This window comes from Streptomyces sp. NPDC060209, assembly GCF_042728155.1.
In the GTDB taxonomy this organism is placed as follows: domain Bacteria; phylum Actinomycetota; class Actinomycetes; order Streptomycetales; family Streptomycetaceae; genus Streptomyces.
In genome coordinates, this window is sequence record NZ_JBHWZS010000190.1 from 1 (window position 1) to 16,624 (window position 16,624).

The 16,624-nt window shown below is 70.4% G+C and carries 18 protein-coding genes; 9 read left to right on the plus strand and 9 right to left on the minus strand.

Going from position 1 to position 16,624, the window contains the following annotated elements; genetic code table 11:
- Positions 1-70: 70 nt before the first annotated feature.
- The 4 genes from ACFWFI_RS28960 (at position 71) to ACFWFI_RS28975 (ending at position 2,079) form a co-directional block, all read left to right on the plus strand.
- The gene (locus ACFWFI_RS28960) at positions 71-1,021 is read left to right on the plus strand and encodes a cytochrome c oxidase assembly protein (protein WP_387395673.1); all 951 of its coding nucleotides are present in this window, start codon (positions 71-73) and stop codon (positions 1,019-1,021) included.
- A gap of 67 nt (positions 1,022-1,088) precedes the next feature.
- Positions 1,089-1,247 carry a hypothetical protein gene (locus ACFWFI_RS28965; RefSeq protein WP_107103313.1) on the plus strand — a complete coding sequence of 53 codons (159 nt, stop codon included), beginning with the start codon at positions 1,089-1,091 and terminating at the stop codon, positions 1,245-1,247.
- A 175-nt stretch (positions 1,248-1,422) separates the two neighbouring features.
- Positions 1,423-1,677, plus strand: a complete 255-nt coding sequence (locus tag ACFWFI_RS28970; RefSeq protein WP_387395676.1) for an HU family DNA-binding protein — start codon at positions 1,423-1,425, stop codon at positions 1,675-1,677.
- Between the two features lie 24 nt (positions 1,678-1,701).
- Positions 1,702-2,079: an SRPBCC family protein gene (locus ACFWFI_RS28975; protein ID WP_387395679.1), complete on the plus strand. Its 378-nt coding sequence runs from the start codon at positions 1,702-1,704 to the stop codon at positions 2,077-2,079.
- 96 nt (positions 2,080-2,175) lie between these two features.
- Here ACFWFI_RS28975 and ACFWFI_RS28980 read toward each other — a convergent pair whose 3' ends face one another.
- Positions 2,176-3,207, minus strand: coding sequence for an AsnC family transcriptional regulator (locus tag ACFWFI_RS28980; protein ID WP_387395682.1), 1,032 nt, complete (start codon positions 3,205-3,207; stop codon positions 2,176-2,178).
- 91 nt (positions 3,208-3,298) lie between these two features.
- Here ACFWFI_RS28980 and ACFWFI_RS28985 point away from each other — a divergent pair, with 91 nt between their 5' ends.
- The 4 genes from ACFWFI_RS28985 to ACFWFI_RS29000 all read left to right on the plus strand — a co-directional run bounded on the left by ACFWFI_RS28985 (position 3,299) and on the right by ACFWFI_RS29000 (position 8,379).
- The gene (locus ACFWFI_RS28985; protein WP_387395684.1) at positions 3,299-4,615 is read left to right on the plus strand and encodes a metal-dependent hydrolase family protein; all 1,317 of its coding nucleotides are present in this window, start codon (positions 3,299-3,301) and stop codon (positions 4,613-4,615) included.
- On the plus strand, positions 4,612-6,192 hold the full coding sequence (locus ACFWFI_RS28990; RefSeq protein WP_387395686.1) for an AbgT family transporter: 1,581 nt from the start codon (positions 4,612-4,614) through the stop codon (positions 6,190-6,192). Before ACFWFI_RS28985 ends, ACFWFI_RS28990 begins: the two co-directional genes overlap by 4 nt.
- A 361-nt stretch (positions 6,193-6,553) precedes the next feature.
- Positions 6,554-7,264, plus strand: coding sequence for a lysophospholipid acyltransferase family protein (locus ACFWFI_RS28995; RefSeq protein ID WP_387395689.1), 711 nt, complete (start codon positions 6,554-6,556; stop codon positions 7,262-7,264).
- Between the two features lie 86 nt (positions 7,265-7,350).
- A complete protein-coding gene (locus tag ACFWFI_RS29000) occupies positions 7,351-8,379 on the plus strand; it encodes an NAD-dependent epimerase/dehydratase family protein (RefSeq protein WP_387395714.1) in 1,029 nt (342 codons plus the stop codon).
- Between the two features lie 74 nt (positions 8,380-8,453).
- Here ACFWFI_RS29000 and ACFWFI_RS29005 read toward each other — a convergent pair whose 3' ends face one another.
- The 8 genes from ACFWFI_RS29005 to ACFWFI_RS29040 all read right to left on the minus strand — a co-directional run bounded on the left by ACFWFI_RS29005 (position 8,454) and on the right by ACFWFI_RS29040 (position 15,475).
- Entirely contained in the window at positions 8,454-10,031 is a 1,578-nt protein-coding gene (locus tag ACFWFI_RS29005; protein WP_387395691.1) for an alpha/beta hydrolase, read from the minus strand.
- A 154-nt stretch (positions 10,032-10,185) separates the two neighbouring features.
- Positions 10,186-10,971, minus strand: coding sequence for an urease accessory protein UreD (locus ACFWFI_RS29010; protein WP_387395694.1), 786 nt, complete (start codon positions 10,969-10,971; stop codon positions 10,186-10,188).
- Complete coding sequence (gene ureG, locus ACFWFI_RS29015) at positions 10,968-11,645, minus strand: urease accessory protein UreG (protein WP_387395697.1); 678 nt, start codon at positions 11,643-11,645, stop codon at positions 10,968-10,970. Before ureG ends, ACFWFI_RS29010 begins: the two co-directional genes overlap by 4 nt.
- 44 nt (positions 11,646-11,689) lie before the next feature.
- A complete protein-coding gene (locus ACFWFI_RS29020; protein WP_387395699.1) occupies positions 11,690-12,355 on the minus strand; it encodes an urease accessory protein UreF in 666 nt (221 codons plus the stop codon).
- A gap of 17 nt (positions 12,356-12,372) precedes the next feature.
- Entirely contained in the window at positions 12,373-14,094 is a 1,722-nt protein-coding gene (locus tag ACFWFI_RS29025; protein ID WP_387395702.1) for an urease subunit alpha, read from the minus strand.
- A complete protein-coding gene (locus tag ACFWFI_RS29030) occupies positions 14,087-14,398 on the minus strand; it encodes an urease subunit beta (RefSeq protein ID WP_387395705.1) in 312 nt (103 codons plus the stop codon). Before ACFWFI_RS29030 ends, ACFWFI_RS29025 begins: the two co-directional genes overlap by 8 nt.
- A 14-nt stretch (positions 14,399-14,412) precedes the next feature.
- Complete coding sequence (locus ACFWFI_RS29035; RefSeq protein WP_104790628.1) at positions 14,413-14,715, minus strand: urease subunit gamma; 303 nt, start codon at positions 14,713-14,715, stop codon at positions 14,413-14,415.
- Between the two features lie 139 nt (positions 14,716-14,854).
- Entirely contained in the window at positions 14,855-15,475 is a 621-nt protein-coding gene (locus tag ACFWFI_RS29040; RefSeq protein ID WP_387395708.1) for a TetR/AcrR family transcriptional regulator, read from the minus strand.
- Between the two features lie 105 nt (positions 15,476-15,580).
- On the opposite strand from ACFWFI_RS29040, the gene ACFWFI_RS29045 reads away from it, so the two are divergent.
- On the plus strand, positions 15,581-16,576 hold the full coding sequence (locus ACFWFI_RS29045) for an ABC transporter permease (RefSeq protein ID WP_387395711.1): 996 nt from the start codon (positions 15,581-15,583) through the stop codon (positions 16,574-16,576).
- Positions 16,577-16,624: the final 48 nt, after the last annotated feature.

Genomic DNA, 16,624 nt, shown 5'->3' on the forward strand with positions numbered 1-16,624 from the left:
GGACGGGGGCGGTTCTAGTCTGGACCGGACAACCGGCACGAAACGGGGACGTCCCCAGCGGGAGTGAAAGATGGACCACAGCGGGCACGGCATGAACATGGATCTGCCGCCGTTCACGCTGGGACGTGGGCTCGAGTTCTCCGCGGACCCGTTCTTCCTGATCGGCTGCGTCACCGCACTCGCCCTGTACGGCTACGGGGTCGCGCGGCTGGGCGCCCGGGGCGACCGCTGGCCGGTGAACAGGACCGTGTTCTTCGTCCTCGGCGTGCTGTCCATCGCCCTGGTGATGTGCACGGGGCTCAACGACTACGGCATGGTCATGTTCAGCGTGCACATGGTGCAGCACATGGTGATCAGCATGGTGTCGCCGATCCTCCTGCTGCTGGGTGCCCCGGTGACGCTGGCGCTGCGGGCGCTGCCCGTGGCGGGGCGGGGCCGTACAGGTCCGCGCGAGCTGCTGCTCAAGCTGCTCCACAGCCGCTACATGAAGATCGTCACGCATCCGGTGTTCACGATCCCGCTGTTCATCGCGAGCCTGTACGGGCTCTATTTCACCCCGCTGTTCGACTTCCTGATGGGGTCGAAGACGGGGCACATCACGATGATGGTGCACTTCCTGGCAGTCGGCCTGGTGTTCTTCTGGCCGATCATGGGTGTCGACCCCGGCCCGCACCGGCCCGGCTACGTGATGCGGATGCTGGAGCTCTTCGCGGGCATGCCCTTCCACGCCTTCTTCGGGATCGCGCTGATGATGGCGAGCCAGCCGATGGTGAAGGCGTACGAGAATCCCCCGGCCTCGCTCGGCATCGACGCCCTGAGCGATCAGTCCGCGGCCGGCGGCATCGCCTGGGCGTTCAGCGAGATCCCGTCCGTGCTGGTCCTGATCGCGCTGGTCTTCCAGTGGTACCGCTCCGAGCAGCGGACCGCCAGGCGCTCCGACCGGGCCGCCGACCGTGACGGTGACCAGGAACTGAAGGCGTACAACGCCTATCTCGCCTCATTGCAGGCGCGCGGACAGTAGCGGTGGGCACGCCCCAGGGGTGACCATGGCTGCAACGGCCGTGCGGCCGGGTGAGGAGCGTGTGCTCATGCCTGGATCCACGAAAACCATGGGAGTGCTCACCGTCGGCGCGCTGGTCGCGGTGACGGCGTACACAGTGGCACTGGGGAGCAATGGCTGGCTCTGGTTCGGCTGGGTGGTCCTCGGACTCGCCACGCTGGGAATGCTCGCCACCCGCGACACCTGAGGCGTGAGCCGCCGGCCGACGTTCCGCCCGGAACCTCCCGGCCGGCGTACGGCGTCGTGCGCGGGCGCTCCCGCGGTGTCACCCTGGTGACACCGCGTGGCGGAAGACAGGGCCGGTTCCGGTGGCCGGGTCATGTCCGTCGCGCGTCTTCGTCGGCGGGAAAAGGGTGCTTCGCATGGACAGGTCCGGGTTGATCGAGGCGATCGGGCGCAAGACGGCGGACGGCGGCGAGCTGTCCGCCGACCAGATCGGCAGGGTTGTCGACGCCGTGTTCGGCACGGTCGCAGAGGCTGGGGCGATCGCCGAGGCGCTCAAAGCGGGTAGGACGGTCACCCTGGTGGGCTTCGGCAGTTTCCACCACGTGGGCGGCGAGGCCGCCCTGCGGCCGGGCAAGGCCCTCAACGAGTTCGTCCACGACCAGGCCGGTTGATCCGGGCACCGACCGATGGCGGTCATGAGGCTCCGGGCAGAGGGCCCCGCGTCGGCCGAGGACGTGTGGCTGCGCTACGTCACACCTGCCTGCTGGCCGTCCTGGTCGCCGCAGATCAGAGCGGTACGCGTGGACGAGGAACGGCTCAGGCCGGGCACCCGGGGTGAGATCGTCTCGCTCTTCGGTGTCACGGCGGCCTTCGTCGTCGAGTCGGTGGACGACGAGCGGCGGCGGTGGGCGTGGAGGGTCCGGCTCGGGCCGGTGGGCCTGCGGCTGCGTCACGAGGTCCTGCGCCGGCCCGGCGGATCGGCCACGAAACTCCGGATCGAGGGCCCTGCCGTCGCTGTCGCGGCCTACGCGGGCCCGGCACGATGGGCGTTGGGGCGACTGGTACGGGAGTGAAGGGTATCGGCCCCCGCCCCGCGCGGAAAGCTCTTGGGTCGAACGGGCGGCGCGGGATCGGCAACAGGCGCTCGCGTCGCGCCGGTCATCCGCCGGTCACGCGAGGTCCGGCTCCGCCCAGTAGTTCACCGGCGCGAGGCCGATGCTGCGGCCGTTCCGGTCCAGGATGCGGCCGACGTGCTTCACGGTGCGGAGCACGATCGCCCGCTCGGTGATGCGCAGCCGGTGGACGGCGAGCCGGCTCTCCAGATGGGCCTCCATGCTGTGGACGTCGGCCAGATCGCGCTGCCACAGGTCGAGGATGAGGTTGTCGCGGCCGGTGGTCACGGTGCACATACGCAGTTCGGGCAGCGTGCGCAGCGAGGCGACGGTGTCCTCGAGGTGGCGCGCCGGGACGGACGCGAAGTACACCACCGACACCGGAAAGCCGGTGAGCGGACGGGCGAGCGTGCACCGCAGTGCCAGACGCCGGTTGCCGGTGAGGACGCGCAGTCGGCGGCGGGCGGTGGCCGTGCTGGTGCCCGCCGCCGCGGCCAGGTCGCGCACCGGCATGCGCCCGTTGTGCCCGAGTGCGAGGGCCAGCTCCCGGTCCACCGGTCGCAGTGGCTCGTCCGGCACCTCCTCCCGGGGCACCGCCAGGGCCTTCTGCTGGGCCCGGCTGAGGCTGCGCAGCCTCCATCGGTCGCCCTCGAAGGGAATGGCGGTGATGACGTGGACCCGGGTGGTGCGTATCCCCGGAAGGGGGGCGATGCGCTGACCGACCAGGCGGGAGAGGTCGTCGAGGCCGGCCGCGCCCACGATGGCGAGCAGGTCCCGGCTCCCGGTGGTCTGCTTGAGACTCAGGATGCGGCTGTCCCGGGCCAGGCTGTCCAGGGTCGACTCGACCGGAAGACCGCCCATGTCGATCTCGACCTGTGCGTAGACACCGTCGTCGTGGCCGGGCGAGAGGTAGCCGTCCACCCAGGCCGTTCCGGTCCGCTCCAGACGGTCCCAGCGGCGGGCCGCGGTGACCGGGTCGATTCCCAGGACCTCGCCGAGCAGAGTCCACGGCACCCTCGGCCGCGTCTGCAGGGCGTGGATGATCGCGAGGTCCAGTTCGTCGGGGTGCGGCATGTTCTGCGTCTGCATGGGGTGGCCGAATCCTGCATCCGGTGAGAGATCGTGTCCAGTTCCGGCGATTTTACGGGCGCGTAATTCCGGTTCTGGAAGGTAGGTCGCCATGAGTACACCCCCTTCCTCCCCCGCGCCCTCCGCCCCCGTTCTGCCCGCCGCCGCGTCGCTGCGTCTGACCGGCGCGCGGCTCATCGACGGCACCGGGTCCGAGCCGGTCGCCGATGCCGTGGTCGATGTGGACGACCACGGCGTGATCGTCCATGCCGGGCCCGCCGCCACCGCGCCCCCGGCGCCGGACCGCGCCCGCACCATCGATGTCGCGGGCCGCACGGTGCTCCCCGGTTTCGTCGACGCCCACGTCCACCTGGGCGTCGATTCGGCGCGGCACATGGTGCGGCGCTTCACCGAGGACCCCGCCCTGGAGGTCTTCCGCACCGCTTCCCGGCTCCGCGTCACCCTGGACGCCGGTGTCACCACGGCCCGTGACCTGGGCGGACTGTCGGCGGGCTTCAGGGAGGCGGTCGCCCAGGGCCTGACCGCCGGACCGCGCCTGCACACCGCGGTGCGCATCCTCAGCCACACCGGCGGCCACGCCGACTTCCACACCGACTGCGGCTTCGACACCAGCGCCGGTATGGGAGAGATCGCCGACACGCCCGACGAGGTACGCCTGGCGGTGCGCAGGCTGCTGCGGTCCGGTGCCGACGTGATCAAGATCTGCGCCACCGGCGGCATGTCCAGCCCGTACGACCAGCCCGACGACGAAGGCCTCACCGTCGAGGAGATCCGCACGGTCGTGGAGGAGACCGACCGGCACGGCGGCCGTCCCGTCGCCGCGCACGCGCAGGGCACGGCCGGCATCCTCAACGCCGTACGGGGCGGTGTCACCAGCGTCGAGCACGGTTACGGCATGACCGCACAGGCCAGGGAACTCGCCGGGGAACAGGGTGTGTTCCTCGTCCCGACCCTCTCCACGGTGTTCGACGGCATCGACAAGGCGACCATGGAACCCTTCCACTACGAGAAGAAGCTCCGCTGGTCGGACATCACCCGCACCAACATAGCCGCGGCCATCGCCGACGGGATGAAGATCGCCATGGGCACCGACGCGGCGATGGTTCCGCACGGCCGCAACCTGCGCGAGCTGCTCCACCTCACGTCCCTGGGCATGACGCCGCTTCAGGCGATCACCGCCGGCACCCTCACCTCCGCTCGGCTCCTCGGACTCGACGACCGCATCGGCACCCTGGAGGCAGGCAAGGAAGCCGATCTGGTGGTGTGCGACGGCGACCCCCTGGCCGACATCTCGGTGCTCGCCGACCCGTCCCGCGTCGTCCTCGTCGCGCAGCGCGGGGCCGTGCGCAAGGACCTGCTCACGGACGCGGCCGGCAGGCGCCCGGACACGGGGGTGGGGAGCCGATGACCTCGCGTACCGAGACCCCCGCGACCTCCGGGGGCAACGCGCTCCTCGACAAGGTACTTGGCGGCATCGAGCGTGCGGGCAACAGACTCCCGCACCCCGTCGTGCTGTTCCTCTGTCTCTTCGCCCTCCTCGGCATCGTCTCCACCGCTCTGGCCGCCGCCGGGGCCACGGTGACGGTGCCGGGCGACGACGAAGTCCTCGAAGTGAAGGGCCTGTTCACCGGCGAAGGGATCACCTGGCTGCTGGAGAACTTCATCCCCAACTTCACCGGCTTCCCGTCCCTGGGCACCGTGCTGCTCATGATGGCCGCCGTCGGGGTCGCCGAACGCACAGGGATGCTGGAGACAGCCGTCCGCGTGTCCATCGGACGGGCCCCTAAGGCGCTGCTGCCGTACCTGGTGGCGTTCGTCGCCGCCCAGGGGCACCTGATGAGCGACGTGGCGATCCTCATCATCCCGCCGCTGGCCGCGCTCGTCTTCAAGGGCGCCGGCCGGAACCCGATCGCCGGTCTGATCGGCGGGTTCGCCTGCGTGTGCGCCGGTTACGCCGCCGGCTTCTCCATCGGCGCGCTGGACGCCCTCTACACGGGCATAACCGAGCAGGCCGCCGCCGTCCTGCCGGGCGGGGAGGACGCACCCACGCACATCCTCATCAACTACTTCTTCACCGCTGCGGCGAGCATCGTCCTCGCCCTCATCGGCGGCTTTCTCATCGACCGCGTCCTCGAACCCCGCCTGCCCGCCGCGGTGGAGGTGTCACCGGCGGGCGCGGAGACGACGGCGGACGACGACGGCTACAGGCCCACCCTGGAGGTCACCGCCGCGGAGCGCCGCGGACTCCGGATCGCGGGGCTGTCGGTCCTGGTGTACGCGGCCGTGGTCATCGTCTGCTGGCTCCTGCCGGGCTCGGCGCTGCGGGGCGAGGGCGGCGCGCTGGTGCCCTCCCCGGTGCTGACCGGCATCGTGCCTCTGCTGTTCGTCGCCTTCCTGATCGCGGGCGTCGTCTACGGCAAGGCCACCGGCAAGGTGCGCAAGGCCGGCGACGTACCGGAGATGATGGCCGAATCGATCACCGGCATGTCCGCGTACATCGTGCTGATCCTGGTGATCGCCCAGGTCATCGGCGTATTCGACTGGTCGAACGTCGGGACCCTGCTGGCCGTGAAGGGCGCCGCGCTCCTCGAGTCGGCCGGACTGACAGGCTTCACGGGGCTGGTCCTGTTCGTCCTGCTGGTCTGTCTGCTGAACCTGTTCGTGACCTCGGGATCGGCGCTGTGGTCCCTGGTCGCCCCGGTCTTCGTACCCGCGTTCATGCTCATCGGTCTCGAGCCGGCCATCACCCAGGCGGCGTTCCGCATCGGTGACTCGGCGACCCAGATGATCACACCGCTGAACCCCTACGTCTTCCTGATGCTCATCATCCTGCGCCGCTACGAACCCGACGCGAAGCTGGGGACGATCCTCTCCCGCCTGTTCGTCTTCGTCGTTCCCTTCCTGGTGGCCTGGCTGATCGCGCTGGGCGTCTTCTACGGCTTCGACCTGCCGCTCGGCCCGGGGGCGGACATCCACCGGAACTGACCGTCACGAGAGCGCACGAGGGGCTGCGGAACCGGGGTCCTCCGACACGGCTCGGAGGGCCCTTCCGCGGTTCGGCCCATGTCACGGCGGCCGTGAAGGGGCAGATGTCCGCGCTCCCGCTCGGTGCGACTTTCCGGAGGCACCCGGAACACAGCTACGATCGCGACCGCCGGAGACAATCGACGAGTTCGTACGTACCATCGACTGATGGTGCGTCAGCTGAGGCGGCAAGAAGCGGGTACCAGTCCGAGGAGGCGAGGCCGCCGTCGGCCGCGCCGACAGTCGGCCGAGAGCGACAACACCATGTGCGACCTGGCAGAACGCGGCCACCAGCCCGGTCCAGAAGGCTAGGAGAGAAGCTGTGTTCTATTACGTCCTGAAGTTCGTCGTGCTGGGCCCCCTGCTCCGGCTGCTGTTCCGGCCCCGCATCGAGGGGCTCGAGCACATTCCCGACGACGGTGCGGCCATCGTCGCGGGTAACCATCTCTCCTTCTCCGACCACTTCCTGATGCCCGCGATCCTCAAGCGCCGCATCACGTTCCTCGCGAAGGCCGAGTACTTCACCGGCCCCGGCGTCAAGGGCAAGCTGACCGCCGCGTTCTTCCACAGCATCGGGCAGATCCCGGTGGACCGGTCGGGCAAGGAAGCGGGACAGGCTGCGATCCGCGAAGGGCTGGGGGTGCTGGGCAAGGGTGAACTGCTGGGCATCTATCCGGAGGGCACCCGCTCGCACGACGGACGGCTGTACAAGGGCAAGGTCGGGGTCGCGGTGATGGCGATCAGGGCCGGGGTCCCGGTCATCCCCTGTGCGATGGTCGGCACGTTCGAGATCCAGCCGCCCGGACAGAAGGTGCCCAGGATCAAGCGGGTCACGATCCGGTTCGGGAAGCCGCTGGACTTCTCCCGCTATGCGGGCCTGGAGGACCAGAAGGCGGCGATCCGGGCGGTGACGGACGAGATCATGTACGCGATTCTCGGCCTCTCCGGCCAGGAGTACGTCGACGAGTACGCGGTCAAGGCGAAGGCGGCGCAGGCCGAGGAGTCCAAGAAGTTCCCACGACGGCCACGCTGAGCGGGGAATCTGCTCTCGGCCGATATCCCTGTTCGGGCGGCAGGGGCGACCGTAGCGTTTCCCGTATGAGCAGAGGACGAGCGTTCGTGCTGGGTGCGACGGGACAGATCGGCCGGGCCGCAGTGCGGGCTCTGGCCGAGGACGACTGGGAGGTGACCGCGGCCTCCCGGGGAGGCGGCGGGGACGGCACCTGGGGTGACGGCGTCCGCACCGTCGCGCTCGACCGCGAGGAGGAGGGCGCCCTGGCGACCGCCCTCGGCGGCGGCTGCGACGTCCTGGTCGACATGGTCGCCTTCGGCCACGCTCACACCGCGCAGCTGACAGGGCTGTCGGACCGCGTCGGGTCCGCGGTCGTCATCTCCAGCGGCGCGGTGTACGAGGACGGACGGGGCCGCAGCTTCGACACACAGGGCGAGCCGGACGGCTTCCCGGAGTATCCGGTGCCGATCCCGGAGACGCAGCGCACGGTGGCCCCCGGGGACGCGACGTACGGGACGCGGAAGGTGGCGCTCGAACAGGAGCTGCTCGCGGCCGGTGACTCGTTGCCGGTGACCCTGCTGCGGGCGGGCGCGATACACGGGGAGCACTGCCGCACACCGCGCGAGCTGTACTTCGTCAAACGCCTGCTGGACGGGCGCAGGCGGCGGGTCCTCGCCTACGGCGGGGAGAGCCGCTTCCATCCGGTCCATGTGTCCAACGTCGCCGAGCTCATACGGCTCGCCGCTCTGCGGCCGGCTTCCCGGGTGCTCAACGCGGGGGACCCGCAGGCCCCGACCGTCGCCGAGATCGGCGCGGCCGTCGACGACGTGCTCGGCCTGGAGACCGAAACGGTGCTGGTGCCGGGGGCCCCACCGGAGGGCCATGTCGGCGAGACGCCATGGACCGGTGCGCATCCCGTCGTCTACGACATGTCCGCCGCCGAACACGAGCTGGGCTACCGCCCCGTGACGGGGTATGCCGAGTCGCTGCCGCGGACCGTCGCATGGCTGGCCGCGCAGGTCGACGGGCGCGACTGGAGAGCTGCCTTCCCGAAGATGGTGAGCAACTACGGCGAGGCGCTCTTCGACTATGCGGCCGAGGACGCATGGCTGGACCGGTACGACCGGAGGCCGTGAGCGCGTCACCCCGGCCGGAGGGTGAGCGGGCGGCCGCCGGACATCATCGGCCGCCCGCTCACGTCAGGTGGTGATCACGGCTTCGGTGTGGCGTGCGGAGTGCACGTCACATCGCGCCGGTCGGTCTTCCCCGTGAGCAGGTAGGTGTCCACCCGCTCGTTGATGCAGGGGTTGACCAGGCCCGTGACACCGTGCGAGCCGGCACCCTTCTCGGTGATGAGACGGGAGCCCTTGAAGCGCTTGTGCAGCTCGACGGCGCCCTCGTACGGGGTGGCGGCGTCGCGCGTGGACTGCACGATCAGCACCGGGGGCAGGCCCTTGCCGGTGCGGACGTCCAGCGGCGTCTGCTGCTTGGACGGCCAGGTCGCACAGGGCAGGTTCATCCAGGCGTTGGCCCAGGTCATGAACGGGTACTCCTGGTGCAGCCGGGTGTTGTCGCGGTCCCACTTCTTCCAGCTGGTGGGCCACTTGGCGTCCGCGCACTCGACCGCCGTGTACACGGCGTTGCCGTTCTCCGAGCTGATGTTTCCCGCGGTGTCCGACAGGTCGGGTGCCGCGGCGTCGATCAGCGCCTGGGTGTCGCCACCCAGGTAGTCGCTCCAGATCTGGGCGGTGGGTGCCCAGGCGGAGTCGTAGTACGGCGCGCCCTGGAAGAAGCCGATGAGCTCGGCGGGGCCGAGGACGCCGCCGATCGGGTTCTTCTTGGCCGCGGCGCGCAGCGTCAGCCACGCCTGCTCGACCTTCTCAGGCGTGTCACCGATGTGGTAGACCGCGTCGTTCTCGGCGACCCACGCCTTCCAGTCGTTCCAGCGGGTCTGGAAGGCGATGTCCTGGTTGAGGTTGGCCTCGTACCAGATGTTGTCCTTCGCGGGGTTGACCACGCTGTCGACGACCATGCGGCGTACATGCGACGGGAAGAGCGTGCCGTAGACCGCGCCCAGGTAGGTGCCGTAGGAGACGCCCAGGAAGTTGAGCTTCTTCTCACCGAGCGCGGCGCGGATGACGTCCAGGTCGCGTGCGGTGTTGGGCGTGGTCATGTGCGGCAGCATATCGCCGCTGCGCTCGGCGCAGCCGTCGGCGTACTCGGCCGCGAGCTTGCGCTGGGCCCGCTTGTCGGCCTCCGTGTCCGGCACCGGATCGGCCTTCGGGGCCTTCACGAACTCCTGCGGATCGATGCAGGAGATCGGCGCCGAGTGGCCGACCCCGCGCGGGTCGAAGCCGACGAAGTCGTACGCCTTCGCGGTCTTCGTCCAGAGCGGGTTCTTGGTGACGATGCGCTTCGGGAACGCCATGCCCGAGCCGCCGGGACCACCGGGGTTGTAGACGAGCGCGCCCTGGCGCTCGCTCTTCGTGCCCGTGCTGACGTGCCGGTCGACCGCGAGCTTGATCTGCTTGCCGCCGGGCTTGCCGTAGTCGAGCGGAACGCTCACCCAGCCGCACTGGATGGGTGCGGCTATCGCCCAGTCGGCCGGACAGTCCGTCCAGTCGATTCCGGCCTTCGCGGCCCGGGCCGCGGCGATCTGGACACCGCGCGCCTCCTGGTCGCCGTGGTGCCGACCGTCGGCACCGGCGGCCGGTGCGGCTATCGCCCCCGCTATGAGCGTGCCCGCGATCAGAGTGCCGGCCGAACCGAGCACCGCTGTGCGTCTCAAGTGGAACCTCCCCCTGCGTGATGCGCCGCCGGTGGCGGCGCGTTGGTTCATACGTCCAGGAGGATCCTTTCGTCTGTGAGGTTGCTGAGAACAGGGCGTACGCATGTTTCTTTACCGAACCAATAACCGGTGCCCGCTGTCCCGCTGAGCGAACTCACGCCTTCCGCAGAGCTTTTGACTCCTTCAGCAGACCCTCCAGCGCCTCGTCCAGCACCGCGCGCAGCAGCCGTGCGTCCTCGGCGAGCGCCGTCACCAGGACGGCGGGGCCGGCGAGCGGGGTGAGCGCGGCGGTGGGGCCGAGCAGCCGCGGCGCGGGAAGGCCGTCGTCGAACGCGGGGTCGACGAGCAGCAACTGCCCGACGGCCCGGTGGCCGCCCAGGACGGCCGCGCCGTCCCAGCCCCCGGGTGCTCCCGGCCCGTACGCCAGCCGCTGGTCGAGCAGCGGCCGTCCGGCTCTGCGCACCGTGAGGCGGGTCGAGAGCCGCCCTGTGCGTTCGCCGTACCGGCCCAGGACCTGTTCCTCACGGAGCACCAGGCGGGCGGTACCCGCGAGTTCGGCCCGGGTGGTCACGTCGAGGTCGCTGCCGGAGGCGGAGACGAGCTGTTCGGGGAGCCAGCGGAGCTCCGCCCCCTCCCCCACGCTCAGCCGCACGTCGTACGAAGCGGGGCCGGCGTCCGCAGCGGCGCCCGGCAGCGCCACGGTGGCGGCGGCAGCGTCCACCGTCACCCGGGCGCCGTCCTCGGCCCGCACCTCGATGGCGAGCCGGTCGCCGCCGAGGGGTGCGCTCATCGCGCCGACCACGGTGACTCGCGCGTACGCGGTATCCGGAGACCTGGTCCGGCGCAGGGCGAGCGGCCCGTCGCTCTCGAGCACCGGAAGGGCCGTGGATCCCCGTCCGTCGGCGACCGCCGTGATCCGGGCGGTGGCCGTGACGCTCATGCGGCCCAGTCCGCGAGCCGCGCCCGCACCCAGTCGGCGACGGGTGCGACACCCTCGGCACCGGTCAGGGAGGTGAACACCACGGGGAGTTCACCGCGCTGCTCGGCGGCGTCGCGGGCCATCCGGTCCAGGTCGGAGCCGACGTACGGGGCGAGGTCGGTCTTGTTGATGACGAGCAGGTCGGCGGTGGTGACACCGGGGCCGCCCTTACGCGGGATGTCGTCACCACCCGCGACGTCGATCACGAAGACCTGGGCGTCGACGAGCCCCTTGGAGAACGTGGCGGTGAGATTGTCGCCGCCCGATTCGACGAGGATCAGGTCGAGCGGCCCCACGGAGTCCTCCAGGTCCTCGACCGCTTCGAGGTTGGCGGAGATGTCGTCGCGGATCGCGGTGTGCGGGCAGGCGCCGGTCTCGACGGCCTGGATGCGCTCGGGCGGCAGCACCGCGTTACGGAGCAGGAAGGCGGCGTCCTCGCGGGTGTAGATGTCGTTGGTGACGACGGCGATGGAGACACGGTCGCGCAGGGCGCGGCAGAGGGCCGCGACGGTGGCCGTCTTGCCCGATCCGACGGGGCCGCCGAGGCCGATGCGCAGCGCGCGGCGGGTGCCGTCGGGGCGTGCGGCATCGGCGCTGACGGCGGCGGGGCCGTTGTGTGCGTGGTCGAGATGCATGGGTGCGGCTCCTCGTGATGACGGGCGGTGTGGGGCTCGGGGGTTCAGGACGCGAACAGGCGGACCGGCCAGGCCGCGTGGGCCTCGGCGGAGATGTCGAGCATCGGGGCGGAGGCGGCGGGCAGCGCGTCGATGCCGTGCCGCGCGGCCTCGGCTGCCTGTTCGGCGACTTCGTCGAGTGCGGGCGCTAGCCGGGCGAGGACCGCGGTTGCCTCGAAGGGGTCCAGGGACAGCAGACGGACCACCGCGGTGGCCGGGCCGCTGACCGCTTCGTAGGCGACGCAGTGTGCGGCGTCGGAGGGGCTCAGGCCCGCGGCGCGAGCCGTGAGCCCGAGGACGACCGGCTGGTGGGCGCCGCGTGGCCGGGCTTCGGCCAGTGCGGCCAGTTCGGGGCTGGGCCAGGTGGCTCGCGCCGCCCTCATCAGCTGCCGGCCGAGCTTGCGGGCGACACCCCTGAGCGCGGGCGAGGGCGTCCGGGCGTCGGCGGCCTCGTCGAGGGCGAGCGGGTCGAGGCCGTGGGCCGCCGCGGCGGCCAGGGCCGCGGAGGTGAGACCGGTGGTGTGGAGCCGGCCCAGGCAGAAGTCCGCCAGGTCCTGGGCGTTTCGGATGTGTCCCGCCTTGACGGCCGGCTCGGCGCCACCGGAGTGTGCGTGGCCACCGGCGGGGAACCGGCCGTCTGCGAGGACGAGCAGGGCTGCGCGCGTCGTCATGAAGTGCTGTCCTGCCCTCAGAAAAGGAAGTACCGCTGAGCCATGGGAAGTTCGGCGGCGGGGGCTGGTTCGACCGGATCACCGTCGATGGTGACGGCGAAGCTGTCGGGGTCGACCTGGACCCGGGGCAGGGCGTCGTTCTCGCGCATGTCGGCCTTGGTGACGCCTCGGGTGCTGCTGATGGACACGAACTGCTTGCCCAGTCCCAGGCGCTCCGGCAGCCCCGCCTCGATGGCGGCCGAGGACACGAAGTTGAGGGAGTTGGCCGCGGGAGCCCGTCCCACGGCGCCGAACATCGGGCGGGGCATGACCGGCTGCGGGGTGGGGATCGAGGCGTTGGCGTCGCCCATCTGCGCGTAGGCGATCTGGCCGCCCTTGATCACGGTCTGCGGCTTGACGCCGAAGAACGCCGGATCCCACAGCACGAGGTCGGCGAGCTTGCCGGTCTCCACGGAGCCGATCTCCCGGTCCAGGCCCTGGGCCACCGCCGGGTTGATGGTGTATTTGGCGACATAGCGACGTGCCCGGTTGTTGTCGGCGGAACCGTCGCCCGGCAGGGCACCGCGTCGGCGCTTCATCACATGGGCGGTCTGCCAGGTGCGCAGGATCACCTCGCCGATGCGGCCCATCGCCTGGGAGTCCGAGGAGATGATCGAAATGGCTCCGAGGTCGTGGAGGACGTCCTCGGCCGCGATGGTCGAGGGCCGGATCCGCGACTCGGCGAAGGCGAGGTCCTCCGGCACCGTCGGGTTGAGGTGGTGGCAGACCATCAGCATGTCGAGGTGTTCATCGATCGTGTTGACGGTGTGCGGCCGCGTCGGGTTGGTGGAGCTGGGCAGGACGTACGGCTCCGAGACCACGCTGATGATGTCGGGAGCGTGCCCGCCGCCCGCACCTTCGGTGTGGTACGCGTGGATGGAGCGCCCCGCGATGGCTGCCAGCGTGTCGGCGACGAACCCGGCCTCGTTGAGCGTGTCCGTGTGGATGGCGAGCTGGGCGCCGGTCTCCTCGCACACACTCAGGCAGGCGTCGATGACGGCGGGGGTCGCACCCCAGTCCTCATGGATCTTGAATCCCAGCGCTCCGGCGCGGAGTTGGGAGTGCATGGCCTCGCGGGACATCGTGTTGCCCTTGCCGAGCAGCCCGATGTTGACGGGATAGCCCTCCAATGCCTCGAACATCCGGGCGAGATGCCAGGGGCCCGGGGTGATCGTCGTGGCCTTGGTCCCTTCGGCCGGGCCCGTACCTCCACCGACGAGCGTGGTGATCCCGGAGGAGAGCGCCTGGTCGACGAGGGTCGGCGAGATGAAGTGGACGTGCGCGTCGATGGCGCCGGCGGTGACGAACTTGCCGTTACCCACGATGATCTCGGTCTCGGGTCCGATGACCAGGTCGGGGTGGACGCCGTCCATCGTGTCCGGGTTCCCGGCCTTGCCGATCCCGGTGATCCGGCCGTCGCGGATGCCGATGTCGGCCTTGACGATGCCCCAGTGGTCGATGATGACGGCACCGGTGATGACGGTGTCGGGGGAACCTTCGGCGCGGGTGGTCCGCGCCTGGCCCATCGATTCACGGATCACCTTGCCGCCGCCGAACACTGCTTCGTCACCGGCCCGTCCGGGGCCGCCCGACCGGTCCTCCTCGATCTCGACGACGAGATCGGTGTCGGCGAGCCGGATGCGGTCGCCGGTGGTGGGCCCGAACAGATCGGCGTACACGGGACGGCTGAGCTCAGGCATCGAGGGAACCTCCGGTGACGCCACGCAGTCCGGGGACGATGCGCAGACCTGCGAGCGGGACGAGTTCGACGTCGACGGGGATACCGGGCTCGAAGCGCACAGCGGTTCCGGCGGCGATGTTCAGCCGCAGCCCGTGTGCGGCCTGGCGGTCGAAGTCCAGGCCGGTGTTGGCCTCGGCGAAGTGGTAGTGCGAACCGACCTGGACGGGCCGGTCGGCTGCGTTGAGGACGGTGAGACGGGTGACGGGGCGCCCCTCGTTGAGCGGCACCGGGTCCTCCGCGTACAGGATCTCTCCGGGAATCATCGGCTGCTCCCCCGTCAGACGATCGGTTCGTGGACGGTGACCAGCTTGGTGCCGTCCGGGAAGGTGGCCTCGACCTGGACGTCGTGGATCATCTCCGGGATGCCGTCCATGACGTCGTCGCGGGTGAGGACCTTCCTGCCGGACGCCATCAGTTCGGCCACGGTCCGGCCGTCGCGGGCGCCTTCCAGAAGGTGCGAAGTGATCAGTGCGATCGCCTCGGGGTGATTCAGCCGCAGTCCGCGCGCCCTGCGCTTCTCTGCGACATCGGCCGCCACATGGATGAGCAGGCGTTCCTGTTCGTGCGGAGTCAGTTGCACGCTTCCACCCTCTTCGTCTTCCGCCCGGTACCTGCCCCGGGCGCAGCGGGACCCTATCCCGCCTTCAACACTCTGTTGAACGATGAAGAGGATTCCGCGACCAGGTATTGCACGTTAGGGCGGAAGTTTTTCCGGCGCGTTAACTGATCTTTTGCGGATCCATGGACATCAGCCCGCGCAGCCCGTTCTCCAGGACCTCGGGCTCGACTCCGCCGAACAGAGCCTCCTGCGCGATGAATCCCTGAGCGGTGGCGATCAGGGTGCGGGCGACATCGTCGGCCGGCGCATCGGAAGGCATGAGCCCGGCCGCACGGTAAGCCTCCACCAGCTTCGCCCAGACCGAACGCATGCTCGCGTAGCCGTCACCGAGCGCCTTCGCCAGTCGTTCGTTGCGCATGGTCTCGGCCCACACCTGGACGATGAGCGCGGCACACGTACGGCGCTCCATTCCGTACACCTGCCCCTCGAAGACTCCACGCAGCACCCTGCCCAGCAGCACGTCGGGGGTGGGCGGCGGGGTGAGCTCCGCAGCCTCCTCGAAAGCCCGCCGGATACTGCGGAAAGCTTCGTCGGCGATGGCCGCGATGAGGTCTTCCTTGCCCGCGAAGTAGCGGTAGACGGCCCCGGCGGACAACCCGACCTCCTTCAGCACGTCCTGCATCGACGTGCCGTGGAAGCCGTTGCGGGCGAAGCAGCGCGCGGCGCCGGTCAGGATCTGCCGGCGGCGGGCATCGAGGTGCTCCTGGGATACGCGTGCCATGGCCTCAATCTAAAACGAACGTTCCTTCTTGACAAGCCCGAGAGCCGGAGCGACAGTGGCCTCCGTAAAACGAACGATCCTTCTCTTTGAATTGAGGCAGTCGTCATGCCTGCTGCGCCCAAGCGCCGCGCGCTCGCGGTCATCCTCCTCGTCCCTCTGGTCGTGACGCTCAGCCTCTGGGCGTTCTCGTGGCCCGCCGCCCGGATCGCCCCGCGCGAACTGCCCGTGGGCGTCGCGGGTGCCGCGCCCGCGGCCGATCAGCTGCAGGAGCAGTTCGAACAGCGCGAGGGCGCCTTCGAGATCCACCGCTACGACGACGCGGCCGCGGCCCGCGACGCGATCGAGGACCGGGTCGTATACGGCGCCGTCGTCGTCACGGAGAAGGGTCCGCAGCTGTTCACCGCCTCGGCGGCCGGCCCCGTCGTCGCCCAGCTGCTGACCGAGGCGGCCGAGGGGGCGGCACCGACTGGGACCGTCATACCGGTCACCGATGTCGTCGCGGCTCCGAAGGCGGATCCACGCGGCGCCGCGCTCGGCGCGAGCATCCTGCCGCTGGCCCTCGCCGGTGTCGCCGCCGGCGCGATGGTGACCGCCATGAAGCTGCGCGGCTCCCGGGCGGCCATGACCCTTGTCGGCGCGGCGGGACTGGTGGGTATCGCCGCGACGGCGGTCGCCCACAGCTGGCTGGGAGTGGTCACGGGCGGCTGGTGGACGGAAGCCGGCGCCATCGGGCTCACCGTGCTGGCCATCGCCTCGGCCGTCGGGGGTCTCGCGGCACTGCTCGGCACGAAGGGCATCGGCGTGGGCGCACTGCTGATGGTGCTGCTCGGCAATTCCTTCTCGGGCGTCACGAGCGCACCCGAGCTGCTCCCCGAACCGGTCGGCGCGATCGGCCAGTGGCTCCCGCCCGGCGCGGGCGGTTCACTGCTGAGGTCGGTCGCGTTCTTCGACGGGGCCGCCGCGGGCCGGACCGCACTGACCCTGGCGGCATGGGCCGTACTGGGCCTGGCCGCCGTGCTGATCGGCGGCCGCCGGAAGCCGGAAGCGGAAAGCGCCGCCGAGATTCCCGACCGCCGTCGCGAACCCGCTCTCACCAGCTGAGAGCCCACCACCCGGACGAGCCGCGATCCCGCCGACACAGGCGGGGCG

Coding starts and splice junctions, on each gene's coding strand:
- ACFWFI_RS28960 (WP_387395673.1), top strand. CDS start 71: ATGGACCACAGCGGGCACGGCATGAACATGGATCTGCCGCCGTTCACG.
- ACFWFI_RS28990 (WP_387395686.1), top strand. CDS start 4,612: ATGACCTCGCGTACCGAGACCCCCGCGACCTCCGGGGGCAACGCGCTC.
- ACFWFI_RS28975 (WP_387395679.1), top strand. CDS start 1,702: ATGAGGCTCCGGGCAGAGGGCCCCGCGTCGGCCGAGGACGTGTGGCTG.
- ACFWFI_RS29045 (WP_387395711.1), top strand. CDS start 15,581: ATGCCTGCTGCGCCCAAGCGCCGCGCGCTCGCGGTCATCCTCCTCGTC.
- ACFWFI_RS29030 (WP_387395705.1), bottom strand. CDS start 14,398: ATGATTCCCGGAGAGATCCTGTACGCGGAGGACCCGGTGCCGCTCAAC.
- ACFWFI_RS29040 (WP_387395708.1), bottom strand. CDS start 15,475: ATGGCACGCGTATCCCAGGAGCACCTCGATGCCCGCCGCCGGCAGATC.
- ureG (WP_387395697.1), bottom strand. CDS start 11,645: ATGCATCTCGACCACGCACACAACGGCCCCGCCGCCGTCAGCGCCGAT.
- ACFWFI_RS29010 (WP_387395694.1), bottom strand. CDS start 10,971: ATGAGCGTCACGGCCACCGCCCGGATCACGGCGGTCGCCGACGGACGG.
- ACFWFI_RS29025 (WP_387395702.1), bottom strand. CDS start 14,094: ATGCCTGAGCTCAGCCGTCCCGTGTACGCCGATCTGTTCGGGCCCACC.
- ACFWFI_RS28965 (WP_107103313.1), top strand. CDS start 1,089: ATGCCTGGATCCACGAAAACCATGGGAGTGCTCACCGTCGGCGCGCTG.
- ACFWFI_RS28970 (WP_387395676.1), top strand. CDS start 1,423: ATGGACAGGTCCGGGTTGATCGAGGCGATCGGGCGCAAGACGGCGGAC.
- ACFWFI_RS28980 (WP_387395682.1), bottom strand. CDS start 3,207: ATGCAGACGCAGAACATGCCGCACCCCGACGAACTGGACCTCGCGATC.
- ACFWFI_RS28985 (WP_387395684.1), top strand. CDS start 3,299: ATGAGTACACCCCCTTCCTCCCCCGCGCCCTCCGCCCCCGTTCTGCCC.
- ACFWFI_RS29020 (WP_387395699.1), bottom strand. CDS start 12,355: ATGACGACGCGCGCAGCCCTGCTCGTCCTCGCAGACGGCCGGTTCCCC.